The sequence below is a fragment of the Paenibacillus liaoningensis genome, from assembly GCF_059609455.1.
In genome coordinates this window covers 51,194-67,378 of record NZ_JCAALU010000015.1, presented here as the reverse complement: position 1 = coordinate 67,378, position 16,185 = coordinate 51,194, and the positions used below count along the sequence as shown (strand labels likewise).

Annotated in this window: 13 protein-coding genes; 5 read left to right on the top strand and 8 right to left on the bottom strand. The window is 53.2% G+C overall.

All coding sequences use genetic code 11. The features are described from left to right. Nucleotides 1-9 precede the first annotated feature (9 nt). The 7 genes from AC6B99_RS23060 to lipA all read right to left on the bottom strand — a co-directional run bounded on the left by AC6B99_RS23060 (nt 10) and on the right by lipA (nt 10,901). Entirely contained in the window at nt 10-3,162 is a 3,153-nt protein-coding gene (locus AC6B99_RS23060; protein ID WP_496664329.1) for an IucA/IucC family protein, read from the bottom strand. Between the two features lie 4 nt (nt 3,163-3,166). Further along, entirely contained in the window at nt 3,167-4,204 is a 1,038-nt protein-coding gene (gene sbnB / locus AC6B99_RS23055) for a 2,3-diaminopropionate biosynthesis protein SbnB (protein ID WP_496664328.1), read from the bottom strand. Beyond that, a complete protein-coding gene (gene sbnA, locus AC6B99_RS23050; RefSeq protein WP_056041216.1) occupies nt 4,201-5,196 on the bottom strand; it encodes a 2,3-diaminopropionate biosynthesis protein SbnA in 996 nt (331 codons plus the stop codon). The genes sbnB and sbnA overlap by 4 nt, the downstream gene beginning before the upstream one ends. 5 nt (nt 5,197-5,201) lie before the next feature. Then, nucleotides 5,202-7,043: an IucA/IucC family protein gene (locus tag AC6B99_RS23045; protein WP_494863206.1), complete on the bottom strand. Its 1,842-nt coding sequence runs from the start codon at nt 7,041-7,043 to the stop codon at nt 5,202-5,204. Further along, nucleotides 7,040-8,884: an IucA/IucC family protein gene (locus tag AC6B99_RS23040; protein WP_496664327.1), complete on the bottom strand. Its 1,845-nt coding sequence runs from the start codon at nt 8,882-8,884 to the stop codon at nt 7,040-7,042. The genes AC6B99_RS23045 and AC6B99_RS23040 overlap by 4 nt, the downstream gene beginning before the upstream one ends. Nucleotides 8,885-9,173: 289 nt before the next feature. Next, the gene (locus tag AC6B99_RS23035; RefSeq protein WP_494879501.1) at nt 9,174-9,956 is read right to left on the bottom strand and encodes a YutD-like domain-containing protein; all 783 of its coding nucleotides are present in this window, start codon (nt 9,954-9,956) and stop codon (nt 9,174-9,176) included. A gap of 36 nt (nt 9,957-9,992) precedes the next feature. Next, entirely contained in the window at nt 9,993-10,901 is a 909-nt protein-coding gene (gene lipA / locus AC6B99_RS23030) for a lipoyl synthase (protein WP_056041212.1), read from the bottom strand. 261 nt (nt 10,902-11,162) lie between these two features. Here lipA and AC6B99_RS23025 point away from each other — a divergent pair, with 261 nt between their 5' ends. From AC6B99_RS23025 to AC6B99_RS23015, 3 genes are all read left to right on the top strand, one after another. Further along, entirely contained in the window at nt 11,163-12,239 is a 1,077-nt protein-coding gene (locus AC6B99_RS23025) for a M23 family metallopeptidase (RefSeq protein ID WP_496664326.1), read from the top strand. A 173-nt stretch (nt 12,240-12,412) separates the two neighbouring features. Beyond that, the gene (locus tag AC6B99_RS23020; RefSeq protein WP_496664325.1) at nt 12,413-13,351 is read left to right on the top strand and encodes a helix-turn-helix transcriptional regulator; all 939 of its coding nucleotides are present in this window, start codon (nt 12,413-12,415) and stop codon (nt 13,349-13,351) included. Nucleotides 13,352-13,385: 34 nt separating this feature from the next. Continuing rightward, nucleotides 13,386-13,874: a DinB family protein gene (locus AC6B99_RS23015; protein WP_494863526.1), complete on the top strand. Its 489-nt coding sequence runs from the start codon at nt 13,386-13,388 to the stop codon at nt 13,872-13,874. A gap of 104 nt (nt 13,875-13,978) precedes the next feature. Here AC6B99_RS23015 and yunB read toward each other — a convergent pair whose 3' ends face one another. After that, the gene (gene yunB / locus AC6B99_RS23010) at nt 13,979-15,223 is read right to left on the bottom strand and encodes a sporulation protein YunB (protein ID WP_496664324.1); all 1,245 of its coding nucleotides are present in this window, start codon (nt 15,221-15,223) and stop codon (nt 13,979-13,981) included. Between the two features lie 170 nt (nt 15,224-15,393). Between yunB and AC6B99_RS23005 the strand changes: the two genes are divergently transcribed. Both AC6B99_RS23005 and AC6B99_RS23000 read left to right on the top strand, forming a co-directional pair. Continuing rightward, complete coding sequence (locus AC6B99_RS23005; RefSeq protein WP_150131560.1) at nt 15,394-15,585, top strand: hypothetical protein; 192 nt, start codon at nt 15,394-15,396, stop codon at nt 15,583-15,585. A gap of 49 nt (nt 15,586-15,634) precedes the next feature. After that, nucleotides 15,635-16,120 carry a hypothetical protein gene (locus tag AC6B99_RS23000; protein ID WP_056041204.1) on the top strand — a complete coding sequence of 162 codons (486 nt, stop codon included), beginning with the start codon at nt 15,635-15,637 and terminating at the stop codon, nt 16,118-16,120. The last annotated feature ends 65 nt before the right edge of the window (nt 16,121-16,185 follow it).

The following is a 16,185-nucleotide window of genomic DNA, read 5'->3' as shown; positions in this document are numbered from 1 at the left end:
TCCGTTTCTTTAATCAAGGTAAATGTGCTGCGGCTGCGCGTGGCTTAAAAACTGATGATGGGATATCGCCCAGCCGTAAGCGCCTGCATAAGGAAATAACACAATGTCCCCGACACGCACCCGCTCGATATAGCTGTCACGCGCCAGCACATCTTTAGGCGTACACAACTCGCCGGCTATCGTTACCCGGCTGTCAGACAGCTGCGGACGTTCAAAGGAATAGGGCCAGCTATCCACCGCTATAATGCGGAACGGATGGCTGTGCTGCCATGATGCCGGCAGGCGAAAATGGTGCGTACCGCCGCGCAGCAGGGCGAAGCGGCTGCCATGATTATTTTTCACCTCGGCTACCTCAGCCGCGTAATAGCCGCAAGAAGCGACAATGTAGCGGCCGCATTCAAATACGAGCTTGACGCCAGAGGCACATAGCGGAGCAATCTGCTCCCGCAGCCCGTCCGTGAACCGTTCCCACTCGAATTGGCGCAGCAAATCCGCATAATTGACGCCAATTCCACCGCCTACATTGAGGTAAGCGATGTTCAGATGAAATTGCCGCGTCCACTCCGCAGCGCGGCGGCAATAAAAGGCGAGCAGCTCCAAATGCCGATCGACGCTCAAATTATTCGATAGCGAATGGAAATGAAAACCGTCGATTTTGATATGGCTTAACGTGCGCGACAGCTCCAGCAGTTCGGGAATTTGCTGCTCGTCATTGCCGAACTGCGATTTCCGTCCCGCCATTACGAGCTTTGCATCCGGCAAAGGAATGCTCACATTTACGCGCAGCAGCACCGGCATGATTTCCCCGCGCCTAGCGGCAAGCTCATTCAATCGCAGCAGCTCATGCCTGCTTTCCACATGAATATGGCGAACCTTTCGCTCCATAGCCTCCATCAGCGCTTCATCGGTTTTGACGGGACCTCCATAAATAACTGGAATGCTAGCATCCACCTCGCGCGCTTTGCGGATTTCGCCTGCGGAAGCTGTCTCAAACCCATGAACATAAGGAGCAAGCGCTCCTATAATAGGCGCCTCGGAGTTTGCCTTCAGCGCATAAAACAGCTGGCAGAAGTCCGGCAGGCTGGCGGTCAGGCGGCTAATATGCGAGCGAAGCTCCGCCAAATTGTACAAATATGCGCAATAGGGCTGATCGGCATGCTCCTGCTTATCCGACATTACCCGCTTCAGCACGGTGGCAGCAATAGGCCCGTCCCTGCGCTCCGCCACCGCATAAAGCGGATTCGGCACCGTGACATAGGACGGATTTTCGCCGCGCTGGCTGAACCAGCTGGACAAATTCGCTTTGGCTGGCAGCTGGGGCGTTTGAAATAAATCGGTCATATACGGTTCAGCCTCACTGAGCCATGAAGAACGGCGAAGCGTATGATGAACGGTTTGCCACAGCGCCAATTCCTCCACATCCAGCGAATAAGCAATAGCATGAATGAGATGGCCGAAATGGTTGACCAGCACATAATATTTAAATCGATCCCATGCCTGCTTGTCTGCATAAAGCGCCGGATGGCCCTGCGGCAGTGTAAAGGTAGTCTTACCAATTGAGCTGTGCCCACGTGCTGCGTAACTGGACTTCCTCCCGTAAGCTGGCTGTCCATGCCGCTCTTCGCTAAGGCTAGTCCCTTCCAAATCCCGGACGTAAAAACGTGCCGGCCAGCCCCTCTCCAATGCCACAAGCGAGTTTTGCACATGTGCTTCCATGCTGACTCCATGCTCTGCAAATAGCCAAATCAGCGGCACCAGTGATATTTCTACATACTGCTCCAGCCATTTCTGGGCAAAGGAAAGATCAGGTGCCGCCTGCCGAGACTCTGCAGCAAGCTGGATGAAGGCACCTATTGGCGCAGACTTCGGTTCTGCTCCCTCCTCAAGCAGCGCGGCGACTACTAGCGGGCTAGCCGCTTCTTCAGGCTCATCCCCCGACGTCATATAAGCCGGATTGCGGCGGAACACGACGCCGAAACTCGCGGCCAGTTCCGCCGCTTCTGTTGCGCTTATAGCAGACTCTAGTGATTCAGATGGCACATCCTCCAGCAAATTGATCGTCTGATAGCCTTCTTCAAGGATAATATGGAACGTTTCTCCAAACAGGGTGCTTTGCTCCAACTGCGCGAGAATTCGGCTTGCCTCAATCGTTCTTACCAACTGCTCTGTTGGATTATTTCTCACAAAATGAGTAATTCGCACTTGCAGCGGCAGCTTGATCATATAAGGGCTTTGCACATCCCAAACCGTGCGCACAGATGAGGTTGGTACCACTTCATTCCCCAGCGGGCCCAAATGCACAAGCCCGCCTTGCTCCATAAGCCGCTCGACCACAGGCAAGCGGAGCAAATACGCCGCCTGCCAAGGATGAACAGGCAGAAGAACGTAATGCTGCCGAGCAGCAGGCAGCAGCTTCAGCGCGGCAAGGCGCACCTTCTCAGGGGTAACCGAATCGCCTTTCTCGCCCAATGCTTGATCTCCAATCCACTGCTGCTGCACGAGCTCCGGCTCAGCGGCAAAATAATGCAGCGTAAACGCAGCGCCAAGCTCGGGCGCGTAGCGGACTTTATCGTCCGCCGTAAAACCCTGCGAGCTTTTCGGAGCAGGATGGAACGGATGGCCCTGCAGCATCGACTGCTCTGCCAGCCGAATTCGCCCGCTGCCATACGTCCTCGCAAGCTGGCTCCCGCCACTGCCTGACTGCTCTAGGAAATGGCTCATATTGCTCAACGAGCTGGAGATTTGCGCCAGAAACGCCTCTTCTTTGCTTGCATCTCGGCTTCCGCTCGCAAGCGAGAGCTCGGCTACCATAATGGCCGCTAGCCCAGTTGCACCATCCAGCCTGCTAAACGGGGCATGACGGGCAGCTCTTCCTGTTCCCTCCACCAGCCACAGCGAATCGCCATATTTATGATGGCCCATCGCCGATAGCCAGCGAATAGAGCCAACAATTGCGGAACGGGAATGGGGCAGCTCCAGCATAAATGCCCCAAGTCCACCTTCACGAGCGATCGCCGTATGAAGCTCCATCGGCAGCTGCTGTTCCTCATGAAGAAGCGGGCGAAAATGTCCCGCTTCCCGCATATATGCATTGAGCAGCCGCTCCACATGCGCTTGCTCCGCTATTGAAGGCGGAGCCGCGATTGTTTTCCGCTCACTCATGGCATCACCCTGCAGATGGCGCGGCCTGCTCAGCGCCAAACAATTCCAGCTCGCTGCCAATGCCCGCCTCTCTCGCCTTCCGATAAATTTCTGCGGCGCTGGCAATGTCCTCAATGGCCATGCCCATTGGATTCAGCACGATAATTTCCTCATCATTCTCGCGCCCCGGCTTCCGGCCAGTGACCAGCTCGCCCAGCTCGCCATACAGCTGCTCGCGCGAGTAATTGCCCTCCGTGACGAGCTGGTGAATAATTTTTTTCTCCCGGTTTGCCTGCTGCCAATCGTCAACGACGATTTTGTCCGCACGGAGAAAAACATCCTTTTGCAAATCCATTATCGAAATATTGCTGATGAAAGCGCCTTTTTGCAGCCATTCGAATGGAATGTACGGCTGGTCGGCCACGGTGCAGGTGACAATAACTTCGCCGCTGCGCACAGCCGCTTCCGCGCTCTCCGCAACCGTAATGTGCACATGGTTGAAGCGCTTGCGAAGGCGTTCAGCGAAGCGCTCAGCCGCCGCTGCATTCAAATCATAAAGCTGCAGCGTCTTTATAGCAGGAAACTGCTCAAGCATCGCCTGCATCTGCATGCCGGCAATCGCGCCGCAGCCGATGCAGCTTAAAGCGGCAAAATGCTTTTTCGCCAAATAACGGGCGCCAATAACGGTAACGGCTGCGGTACGCATGCCGCTAATCAAGCTCGCCTCCAGTATTGCTACCGGATAATTGCTCTGTGGATCGTTCAGCACAATGACGCCGCTGGCCCGCTCAGCGCCAAGCCGTGATGGATTGTCATGCTTGCTTCCGATCCATTTAATGCCGGATACCGGCTCGTTTCCGCCCAAATGTGCTGGCATAGCGATAATCCGGTCGGCAATATGCCCGCTCTGTTCATTGACGCGCAAATAGGGTTTTAGCGGCTGTACAAAATCCCCCTCCGCATGCAGCGCAAGTGCCCGGCTGACCGCCTGCACATACAGCTCTGACGAATCGCCTCCCGCCCGGCGAATATCCTCGCGGTTCAAATACAGCATTTTATTCATACTAGTGCTCCTCCTGTTTGTTCAAGCATACTGACCCAATCGTCGTTATAAATCGTATCCATGTAACGGTCCCCGCGATCGGGGAATACGGTAACAATCGTCGAGGACGGAGAAATAGACGGCAGCAGCTTGCCTAACGCGGCTATGATCGACCCCGTAGAGCCCCCGGCAAAAATCCCCTCTTGTCCAAGCAGCTGCTGGCATCCGGCTACCGATTCCAAATCGCGCACATAGATGACCTCATCGATTTCCTCCCTGCTGAGCAGCTCCGGCACGCGGCTTGCGCCAATGCCAGGAATTTCTCTCGAGCCCGGCTGGCCGCCGAAAATAACGGAGCCTGCCGCATCCACTGCGATTACTTTCATATGAGGATTCGTCTCGCGCAGCCGCCGGGCAAAGCCCAAAATACTGCCGGTCGTGCTGACCGCACAAACCAAATAGTCAATTTTTTCATCGATTTGCTCTAAAATTTCGCTCGCCGCAGTAGAATAGTAGGCTTTCCAGTTCCACTCATTGGCATATTGATTGATCCAGTAGGAATCCTGAATTTGGCCCAGCAGCTCATTGACCCGCTGAATCCGCGTTTTGAGATAGCCGCCCTGCTCATCCTTGACGGTAACCATATCAATGTTGGCACCCAAGCTTTTAATAATTTGCAAATTCGTTTTTGATATTTTGGGATCGACGACACAGGTAAGCTTCAGCCCCTTAATCTTCGCAACCATCGCCAGCCCGATGCCGAGATTGCCGGAAGTGCTTTCGATTAAATGCGTATTCGGCCCGATTAAGCCGCTCTCGAAGCCCTGCTCAATCATATACAGTGCGGATCGATCCTTCATGCTGCCGCCCGGATTCATCATCTCCAGCTTGGCGAACAGCCGGACGCTTGAGTCTGGAAAAATTCTTTTCAGCCGGACGAGCGGCGTTCCGCCCACACAATCTACTACTGAAGTCACTCCTGCCTCTTGCCTGCGCACCGTATTCACATTCATCTTGTTCACACTCCTGTTTCTCTCATTTGATATAGCGGATTGACGACTGAATGATTGCGGATCACATGCTCGCCGAACAGCCTGCGCCTCGTTAACTGCCCGACTTCTATCGTTTCAGCAAATAGATCATAGCGCTCTGCCTTATGCAGACCGAATGCGCTCAAATAGCTATGGATCGGCGCCGCAGCGGCTTGCCAAAACTCTGTCTCCTCTAGCCCGTAATGCTCCTCCAGAACGAGACAAAGGTCAGCCAGCATAATTTGCAAAAAAGAATCCATCAGAAAATTCCGAATCTTTTGAACATTATTCGTTTCCATTGGCGATGTGCTGTAGCTGTTAGGATGCAGCGGATCGGAGTCCAGTAAATGCTCGGGTCTCGATTCCTTCTCCCCATCGCGGGTATGGAACCGCACTCCGCCGGGCAAATCCCGAAGCGCAATTCTTGAAGGCACGCCTTGCTTGTGAATGAGCACCAAATTTTGACCATGCGATTCCATTGCAATGCCGTGCTCGAACAGCAGATGAATGAGCGGCAGCATGCTGGTTGTAAGCAGCTTGTCCAGCCAGCTTCGAAGTCCTTCGCGCTGCACCCAGCTGTCGATAAACGGCTTGCCATCTGCGCCAATATGGCATAAAACGGTGAACGGAGCTGCTTCCTCTCCCTCCTCCAAGTGGACATACACACTCTCGCGCCATATTGCGCCGAGCGTGCCATAGCCGGCAGCCCGCACAGGGCCTGGCAATAAATTGTAGCGGAAGGAGACGCCCGCATGCTCCTTAAGCAGCACAAGCTTAAGCTCATCGCGCAAATAGCGGTCACTAGCCACAATGCTTTCAAGCCAATCCGATAAAATCGGGGCATTCGTTACATGATGCGTTCCGAGAAGGCGTACAGCGGATGTGTTGACGATGCTGATCGCGGTTTTGACATTATTTTTGAGCCGGTTATTGCGATTGGACAACGAGCGGATCGACTGCTGCGGAGAATAATGATCCCCTTCTTCGCCGAGCACAACCATACGTCCGCTGGCCATGAAGCGGAAATATAGTGGAGCGATTTTCTCCCGCCACTGCCAGGGGTGAACCGGGACGAACGTAAATTCCGCCGCCGCAAGCCCTCGCTGCTCCAGCTTTTGTACGAACCGGGCAACGGTCTCCTCGCCAAGCTCGCCAGCAATATGCTCTGACCATGAACGATCCTTGGATACGGCGAAAATCAGATCCTCCTTATGGACCGCCAGCCATACTAGCTGGAAGCGTCCATGAAATTCCGGTCCATACCGCGCATTATCCTCCAATTGAAAGCCGATTCGCGATTTGAAGCACGGATGATACGGATGCGCCTCGATGACGTCGCCTTCCAAATCCGCCAGCTCCCGGCTCCCGCTAACCGGATGCAGCAGGCGGTGACTGCGGGCCGCAGCTTCCTTGACCAGAGTCTGTTCGATCTCCTGCGTGAAGCGCTCTAGGTATCGCGGCGGCTCCACCATCGCAGAAACGATTTCCTGCAAAAATAATGCAATATCCTCGGCCTCCTGCCCGAGTCCATCCTGATGCTCCGCTGCCTGTCTATACAGCAGCTGGTTGGTTAAGCGAAGCTTGCCAAAGCTCAGCTTGCGCCGGAATGCACAGCGATAATAGACGGGACGCCCTTCGGCATCCGTTCCCGTGATCGTTATTTCTTCCGCTCCATCAGCAGCGATGCGACTGTCGTAAGCAATCATCTGCTCATACAGCAGCGCCTCCAGCAGTTGGCGAAATACGCGCCGCCGCGCTGGCGGATAAGCCTCCGAATGGACAATCTCCTCTATTCCCGCCTCGGGCTGCGTCAGCTCAAGTGCCTTCATTTCTTGTTCTCCTCCTCTATGAAGTCCGATTGATCACGCCCAGCTTCGCGGTTAGCTTTACGGTTACTGTCACTGTCACGGTAGCCAGCTAATGCATTCGCAATCCAGTGGTCCCGCTCTCCGCCATCTCCTCGCAGCCTGCGGGCGGCAAGCAGCCCGACGAAGACGCGATTTTCAAACAGATTATAGGCCCCAAACTGCTCTGCAAGCTGCGGAAAATCCCGTTCATACTCGCCGATCGCATCCGCAACCGCCTGCCAAAAATGCTGCTCCGCGAATGAATAATGCTTGTTCAAAAACAACGCAAGCTCCGCCAAATTCACAAAATACAAAGCGTTATGCACAACGTCCCGAACCTCATGCTTCACATCCGTTTCCGGCAAGGCCGCGGAGTCCGCATTTTCTCCGTTATAAAACAATACGCCGCCGGAAAAGTCCTTTACGGCTAGCCGCGACGGTACGCCGCTGCGATGCAGCAGCACAAGATTTTGCGCGTGCGCTTCAACTGCGGCTCCATGTGCAAACAACAGATGGAGCAGCGGACGCAAAACAACGTCGAGCAATTGACGGAGCCATACCTCTACTCCTGACGCTTGCACCCATGGCGCGATAAAGGGCTGCCCGTCTCGCCTAACATGGCATAGCGCCGTGAATGGTACCGCCTGCTCACCTTGATCTACATAGAGATGGACGCTGTCCCGCCATAAGGCGCAAAGGGTTCCTTCTGCCCGCCCGCGCACTGATTCTGGGAGCCGTTCATAACGGTAAGAAATGCCGAGCCGCTCCTGCAATAAAATGAGCCGCAGCGTTTCGCTCAAATAACGATCCCCCGCCACCATAGCCGCAAGACGGTTCGAGGATCTCGGACCGTTCCTTGCATGCCGCGGACTAATCGTCCGCATTGATGAAGTATTGCGGATGCTTAGCGGCAATTTAATCGACAGCCCTTTAAGCTCTGTGCGGTTAGCTAAAGTACGAATGGATTGTTGGGGCGAGTAGAGGTGGCGGCTTTCGCCTAATACGACGATTTTCCCTAAAGCGATCTCTTGGAAAAATAGTCCAGAGAGCACCTCCCGCCACTGCCATGGATGTACAGGCATATATACATAATCCTTCGGTTTGCTGCCTTTCTGCTCCAGACGCTGCTCCCACTCCGTGAGCAATTCCACGCCAGCGTCCGCACGGATAAGCTCTCGTCCATCTATCCCTTCGGATGCCGTCACTTCCACATCCTCACGCCAGACAGCGAGCCAGAGCAGCCGAAATTGCGGATGAAATTCCGGACTGTATGCCTCATTATCAGCCATCGTAAAGCCGATTCTCGACTTGAAGCATGGATGGTACGGGTGCCCTTCCAGCACATCTCCCTCTAGCTCGTCGTAGCTGCGGCTGCCGCCCCGTTTATTGCTCTCCTCCTCGCTTATCCACTGCAAAGCAGCCGCTTCCTTCAGCAGTGTCTGCTCAAGTTCAGCGGCAAAGGCGCTGATCTGGCTAGGTGCCTCAGCAAGTGAGCGAGCCATTTCCTCCAGAAAGAGGGCAATATCTTGCGCCTCTTCCTGCCTTCCATCCTGAAGGCGAGTTATGATGCTGTTCGTCAGCTTTATTTTTCCAAAACTTAGCATTTTTCTGCCTTGGCAGCTATAATGGACCGGCCGCTCTTGATCATCGCGACCGAAAATAAGTATTTCCAGCTGGCCGTCCCGCTGCTCTGTGCATGTGAAAGCGGGTAGCCTTTCAAATACGAGCGCTTCAATCAGTTGGGTGAACACCCGCCTTCTCGCCCTCTGAAAAGCCTGTGAGCTTGCCAGTTCGCCTATTGCTGCCTTATTCGCGTAAGCCATTCCCGTTTGAAGCACCTCCTGGAATTTTTAATTGATTTTCATTATCAATGATATCGGCAACGACTGTGACCGTCCATGTAGCATTTTGTCCGATTTTACCAATTGCTGTTGAACCAAGGTGAAACGGATGTCGCCGTCCTTTGGTGGCGCAGCGCGTTTCAGTCCGAGAAATATAAGTCCTATTTATAAGCTACAACTTATAAATTCTTATATTTGCAAAAAAAAGCAGGAACCTGGATGAGCTCCAGCATTCCTGCTTTATTAAACTTAAGCCTGTACCCGAGCCTGCTTATTCTGCGGTTGGCTCGGAATGATTCGTTTTCGGCGGGCGGTTTTTGCCGCGATATGGCGATTTCTGGCGCTGCGGCTGAGCCGGCGACCCTTCATTGCTTTCAGCGGAAGCGGCAATTTCCTTGCTTGCCGCAAGACCTCTCGGCGGCTTCTTGCCGCCGCTGCGATCAGCACGTTCTCCGCCCCCGCCACTGCCACCATTCGGCCGGTAGCTGCGGCGCTCACGCTGCTTGCCTCCGCTGCGCTGCGAAGAATCCTCGCTGCGATTGGCAGAGCTGCCGCGTGAATGATGACTCTGGCCTTGCTGGCTTGGCTTCTGGCCCTGATTCAGAGGGCGTGCTTCACCAGGAGACTTGGCTGCCGCAGCAGCAGACTGCACAACATGGCCGTCTTCCTCCTGCCCCACCGTCTGAAAAGCCTCCTCCAGCGCCGTGAACAGCTTGTCGTTGAGATCAGCCGTCAGCGCATCCTCCTCGTCCACTTCCTCAAGCTCGGGAGACTGCTTCACGCTTCCGGTCTTCTCCAGCACAAAGTAAGGGCAGCCGAAGTTGCAATATTCATTAATGTAATCCGATGCATAAGAGAACATCGTATCACGAGTTGACTTCATATGGTTGTCTTTAAAAAAACCTTTCAAGCGCAGCTGGCTATAGCCCCAGTCGCCCACGATATAATCATACCGCTCCAGCACCTCGCTGTAGCGGGCACGAAAGGCCTCTTGATTCCAGCCATTTCTGTTCTCATGAACAAGCTCATAAATTTTACCACCGATTTGAATCAAGACGACTTCCCACCTCTCGAAGCTTCAGTTCAAGCTTTATACGTTGCTCAGCTCGCGCTCCTCAGCGGCGACAGCGGAATCCGTCTGCTCATGCGCATGATAAGAGCTGCGAACGAGCGGGCCAGACTCGACATGCCGGAATCCGCGCTTCAATCCTTCTTCCTTCAAAGCGGCGAATTCATCTGGATGCACGTAGCGAACTAGCGGCAGATGGTTTGGCGTTGGCTGCAAATATTGGCCTAAAGTCAAAATATTGCAATCCACAGCACGCAAATCATCCATCGTTTTCAAAATCTCTTCAAATGTTTCGCCAAGGCCTAGCATAATGCTCGACTTCGTCGGAATTTTCGGATTCATCGCCTTCGCGCGTTTGAGAAGCTCCAGTGAACGGGCATATTTGGCCCGGGCACGCACGCGGTCAGAAAGGCGCTCTACCGTTTCAATATTATGGTTCAAAATATCCGGCTTTGCATCCATGACCACTTGAAGCGCAGCTTCATTGCCAAGGAAGTCCGGAATGAGCACCTCGACGCGGCAAAACATAACGCGCTCGCGGATGGCTTGAATCGTTCCGGCAAAAATGGATGCGCCGCCGTCCTTCAAATCATCACGCGCTACGGATGTTACGACGCAGTGGCGCAGCCCCATCTGCTCAGCTGCTTCAGCAACGCGTTCCGGCTCCTGTGTATCAAGCTCCGTCGGCATACCTGTCTTCACCGCGCAGAAGCGGCAAGCCCTCGTACAAATGTCACCTAATATCATAAAGGTTGCTGTACGATTCGCCCAGCATTCATAAATATTTGGACAACGCGCTTCCTCGCATACCGTATGCAGCGTCTTGGTGCGCATCATGTCTTTTATTTCGGCGTAATTGCCGTCAGTCGTTAATTTAATGCGAAGCCAATCGGGCTTCGGCAGTTTTTCTGTTTGTTTGGTTGGTTTCATCCGGCATCCCTGCTTTCACTCCATTTAACAAGGTCGTATCTTCAAACGCTCTAATGGTCCCGTCTCAAGATAAGCCCTGGCCGTATCACTTTCGCTATTATAGCATGTTTCTTCCCTATGTAGCACGTTATCGCACATTAGATTCATTCGAATTTCAGATAAAAGCCATACAGATTTACGATGGATGACGAGTGTGCATGCTTCGCATAAAAACCAATGATTTGCAAAACCTAACCATCAAGCCATACAGCTACAGAAAGGATGGACAGCTTGAAACAGACCGTGCGATTTGCAGCAGCACTCACACTATCCGCCTGCCTATTAACCGGGCACTCCGGGCAAGTCCTTGCGGCGTCCCGACCTGCAGAGCATCAGGATGAAAGCCTTTTGCCAGTGCATTCCGCGCAGACCACGCCCAAAGCTGCCGAAGTGTTCGCTACCCGGCAATCGTTGTACGACAAATTAAGCTTGATGACGGGCATATCCTGGCCCCAGCTTGCCGCTATTGATCAATATGAGCGCACGCTGTCCAGCGCACGCCCCAAAACGCGGCCGCTTCTAGGCCAAACCGTTGGCGTCTTTATTGAAGAGGATCAATGGAGCGGCCTGCTGAATCCGAATAAAGCCGACGTATCGCCGCTTTCTATTCGCTGGTTCAACGGCATTGGCCGGGACGGCGATGGCGACGGGCAAGCGGAACGCAACAATGATTTTGATTTGCTGTATGCGATCGCTAGCAAAATTTTGCAGCATGGAACGACTGAGGACGATTTGGCTATCGGACTATGGGAATATTATCATAACAGCCGATCTGTCCAGCGCATCCAGCAGTTTACACGCATTTATGAAACGTTTGGGCGACTAGATCTATTTGAGCATGCTTTTCCGCTCCCAGTCGGGAATAACTATTCTTATAAAAGCACTTGGGGCAACGCCCGCAGCTGGGGCGGCAGACGCAGCCACGAAGGCACCGATCTGTTCGCTGGCTACGGCCTCTCGGTCAAAAGCACCTGCTACGGCATTGTCGAGGTGAAGGGCTGGAACCCATTCGGCGGCTGGCGCATTGGCATCCGTGATCTCAACAATTATTACCATTATTACGCGCACCTATCCGGGTTCGATAAATCGCTCGCCGCCGGAACCGTCGTCAAGCCGGGGCAAGTGATCGGCTGGGTTGGAAGCTCCGGCTATGGCAAGCCGGGAACCCAGGGCAAATTCCCGCCCCATCTTCATTACGGCATTTACCGTGACCGCGGCCTGATCGAATGGTCCTTCGACCCGTATCCGCTGCTTAAAGCATGGGAGCGCGAGGAACATCGACGCATGAAAAATGGGTAAATAGCAGTCCAGCTCCACTATGTACCGCTAATTGCTGGCCTCTGGCTGGCGACTAGCGGTTTTTTTTCATGGATAGCAGCCTTCATTTTTCGTGAGCAGCCTGATTTAATGATGACAAACATGTTGTCACTAATGGCATGCTATACTGGGTTAAAAAGGGAGGGAGGCCACGTTTGAAAAGGAATGATCGCCTCATTGCCATTATGATGGCTTTGCAGCAGCGGCCCGAGACAGCGCAGGCTTTGGCCAGCAAGCTTGAAGTATCCAAGCGAACGATTCTTCGCGATATGCAGGCGCTGGCCGAGATGGGAATACCGCTATATGCCCTATCGGGACCTGCGGGAGGCTTCCGATTAATGGAGGGCTATAAGCTGCCGCCGCTGCATTTCGATTCACAGGAAGCGCTCGCTGTGTTGTTTTCGCTGAATGCCATGACCAAAATGGCCGACACCCCTTTTAACCAAGCACGTTTTACAGCTATTGATAAAATTCGAGCCACGATGCCGGAGCATATTTTGCAGCATATAGAGCCGATCCTGGATCGTTTGGAGATTGCCATTCCCGATCGGAATTACAAAACGCCGCTGCTGGAGGAACTGCTGAAATATGCAGGAACGTCGATCTGGATTCGCGCCTTCTACCGCTCCGAGCAGCATCAAAGGTCGCTTGAGCTGCTGCCCCTTCGGCTCTACACAGCCCATGGCTTCTGGTATTGTGAAGCTTATTCCGTCGTGCATGAGGAACAGCGAACGTTCCGCGTCGACCGTTTTGTGGAATTGGAGCCCATTGAGCCGCCACTAGCGGCTTTCGCGTACTTGGATAAGGCTGCACCTGCTGAAAATAACGCCGTGAAGCTCGTACACATCGCTGCCCAATTAACGTACAGGGGAGCTTTGCTCGCTGAGCAGGACCCCCACTTTGGACAGCTGGTCAAGCAGGTCGACAGCCAGCTTTGGAAGCTTGAGATGGATTTGCCCATGTCCGAATGGGATTGGGCCGTTCAGTTTTTCACCTATATCGGCATGGATGTCGAAGTGACAGAACCGCCGGAGCTGCGGGCAGCTATCTATCAACGAGTATGCCAGCTCGCTGCCCGCTATGAGCAGCAATAAAAAAATAATCGACCAAACAAGGAGACGATACATGATGTCAGGAACATTTGCAGTTAGAGATCATTTGCTGGAGGAGCTGGAGCTGTCCGTTCGGACAAGCTGCTCCTTAATTGCCCAAATCCAGCCAACCGAGTGGGACTTTCGTCCGCAGGACAATATGCGTTCGCTGAAGGAGCTTGTTCATCATTTGGCAGCTATTCCCGCTACCGATCTTGCTATTTTGCAGGAAAGGACAGAGCAGGAAGTTGCAGAGGTTGAAAATGGAGCCGCTGGCATCACCAGCCCGGACGAGCTGATTCAGCGTTTTCAAGCTAACCTTGAATTGTTCAAGCAGTATATCCTTTCCTTAAGCGAGGATGAGCTGCTGACTAAATCTTCTAAAGCTTATTATTTGGAGCATGGCATGGTTCAGGTCAAATGGCTGATTGAGGTCACTACCCATACGTTCCATCACCGTTCGCAGCTTTACAACTACTTGAAGCAAAACGGGCATGACTTGAATTTCTTCATGCTGTACATGTAATTCAGCTACTAACTAAAAAATCATGAATGAGCCACTGAGGCGACAATTGCATCAGTGGCTTTCCTTTTTTCAGCTTCCGTATTGCAGGCTCCTTGCTTCTGCTTCTAATGCTCGCTCTCATTCTCTGCACTCGGCGCAGGCAGCACCGGTGCATCAAGCTGCTCCTCCAGCATGCTGCCGTCCGATGGCTGCGTCACTCCGCTTCCTTTTGACAGCGGCAGAGCAATATTAGGGGCTCCAGGGGCAGAGCTGCCAACTGGATTGCCTTTGTTGTCGTAATAATACATCGGGACGTCGCCAACGACGAGCAAATAGGAAATCGGAATTTCCGTCTCCACCATTTGCGGCTCTGTTTCGAACGGAATAATGATGGCAACCTCCGCGACAATATGAATGTACACCTCAATTAAAATCATATTGATGCCTGCATTTTGCTGGCGTGTGCTGAGATCTACTTTAACCGCGCCGACTGGCTCAAATTTGACGGGAACACGAGGACCATAAGACGCGATAAGCGGACTGCCCAGCGCATTGCCAATAGGGATATGCTCGGGAATTTCCTTAAGATGCTCAAGCGTCGATTGCACCGTTTCAATCGTCTGCGCCCTAATTTTCGTATGCTCATTGTAGTTCAGCATAAACCCCGATACTTTGCCGTTGCTGTTCATTTTCCAATCGACTAGCTTCTCGAACTCGGACTGACTGGACACCTGCTCCGTCGTCGCTTTATTAATTGCCTGCGTTGCTACTTGCTTAATTCTCAGCTGGGCAACCTTAGTAAGCGGCTCGCGCAAATGCCTATCTACGTATATAAAAGACTGAATGCCGCCAATGAGCAGCGTTAGCACAATGATGACCGCCCATATTTTGAGCTTTCGCATGGGCGATTTCGGCTTTGAGCCCCTGCTTCCCCCGCCGGACGACTGTGACTGCCCAGGCTGAAAGGCATCATAAGCAGCTGGCCTGGAAGCCGCACGCCCTGACGGCGATTTTGCTACAAAACCGCTAGAGCTGCTGCCTTTGCCAAACAGCGGCTTGCCCATTCCCCAGCTTTTGGGGCGACTCTTGCCGGAGCTAGGACGGCTTCCGCTGCCCCAGCTTTTGGGCCGGCCCATGCTTGCGCCAGTCAGCTTGCCGCTGCCCCAGCCTTTGGGGCGGCTAATGCCTGCGCCAGTTAGTTTGCCATTTCCCCAGCTTTTGCCGCTGCGGCTGCCTGAATTTTCGCTAACGCTTCCACGACTGCTCCAGCTCACTGTCTTCACCCGCCGCAGCGGCAGTCCAGGCCAGGATAGCTTGCGATTGCGGTTCAACAGCTGAAGCAGTCCCCATTTTCGCCCCCATCTTGCCATGCTTCTTTCGCCTCCCGCCATAAGGATCGTCCCACTCCGTATTCAAGCTTATGCTTGGCTAGGCAAAAAAAGAAGATGACCCTCCCACCAGCCTTGCCCTTGCTAAAAAGCTTGATTGTTCAGGTTATAGCTTTCATCCTGACGGTGAAGCCTATATAATGGAGGAACTTATGGTGCAATTGGATTGGAGGCTGGTACCCATGTTCACCTATCGGGAGAAGCTGTATATGCTGAAGACGCTGAAGCAAAACAAAGCCAAACGTTTATTCGGCTTGCGGAAGCTGCCGCCTGAGCATCAGGCTCTCGTCGACAAGCTGGAGCAAATGGTACGCAACGAGCAGGTCAACAAGGCGCATTTGTAGCCAGCGCCCTTTACGCTAAAGTAAAATGGATTCAACGATGGAGGAAATTATGCTAACTTTTGAACAAAAGCTTGAAATCATTACGTCCTTTCCCGAGCTGGAGCGCAGCGATGTGTCGCTCGGACGCGTTAATTTTCAATATGCAGGCAGCGTATACGACCGCAAAAATGTCGTTTACCACCTTCATCCAAACGGCAATGGCTTTGTTTACGCCGCCCTGCTGGACGGCTATGACATCGACGACAAGGGCCTTGTCAACATTCGCAGCCTGGATGAATCCGAGCTTCGCACATTGATTGCCGAAGCGATCAAATCGCTATCGTTCAAGCCTGAAGTGCCGCTTACCAGAGCACAGCGCAGAAGACAAAAGGCCAATTCCGATCAGCAATGGGCTAACGATGACGCGCAGACGCTTCAAGTGAGATTCGAGGAAGATACTTGGATGATTTACGACGGCATGAATTTGGAGATGGCCTTCGAAACCTACGAAGAGGCTGTCGAGTATTTGGAAGAGGAAGGCTTTTCGCGGGAATAGCCGCCTGCCTGTCCTGCCGTTTTCTTTTTCAAATAAGCTACAAAAAGCACCTCCAGCAATGTTGG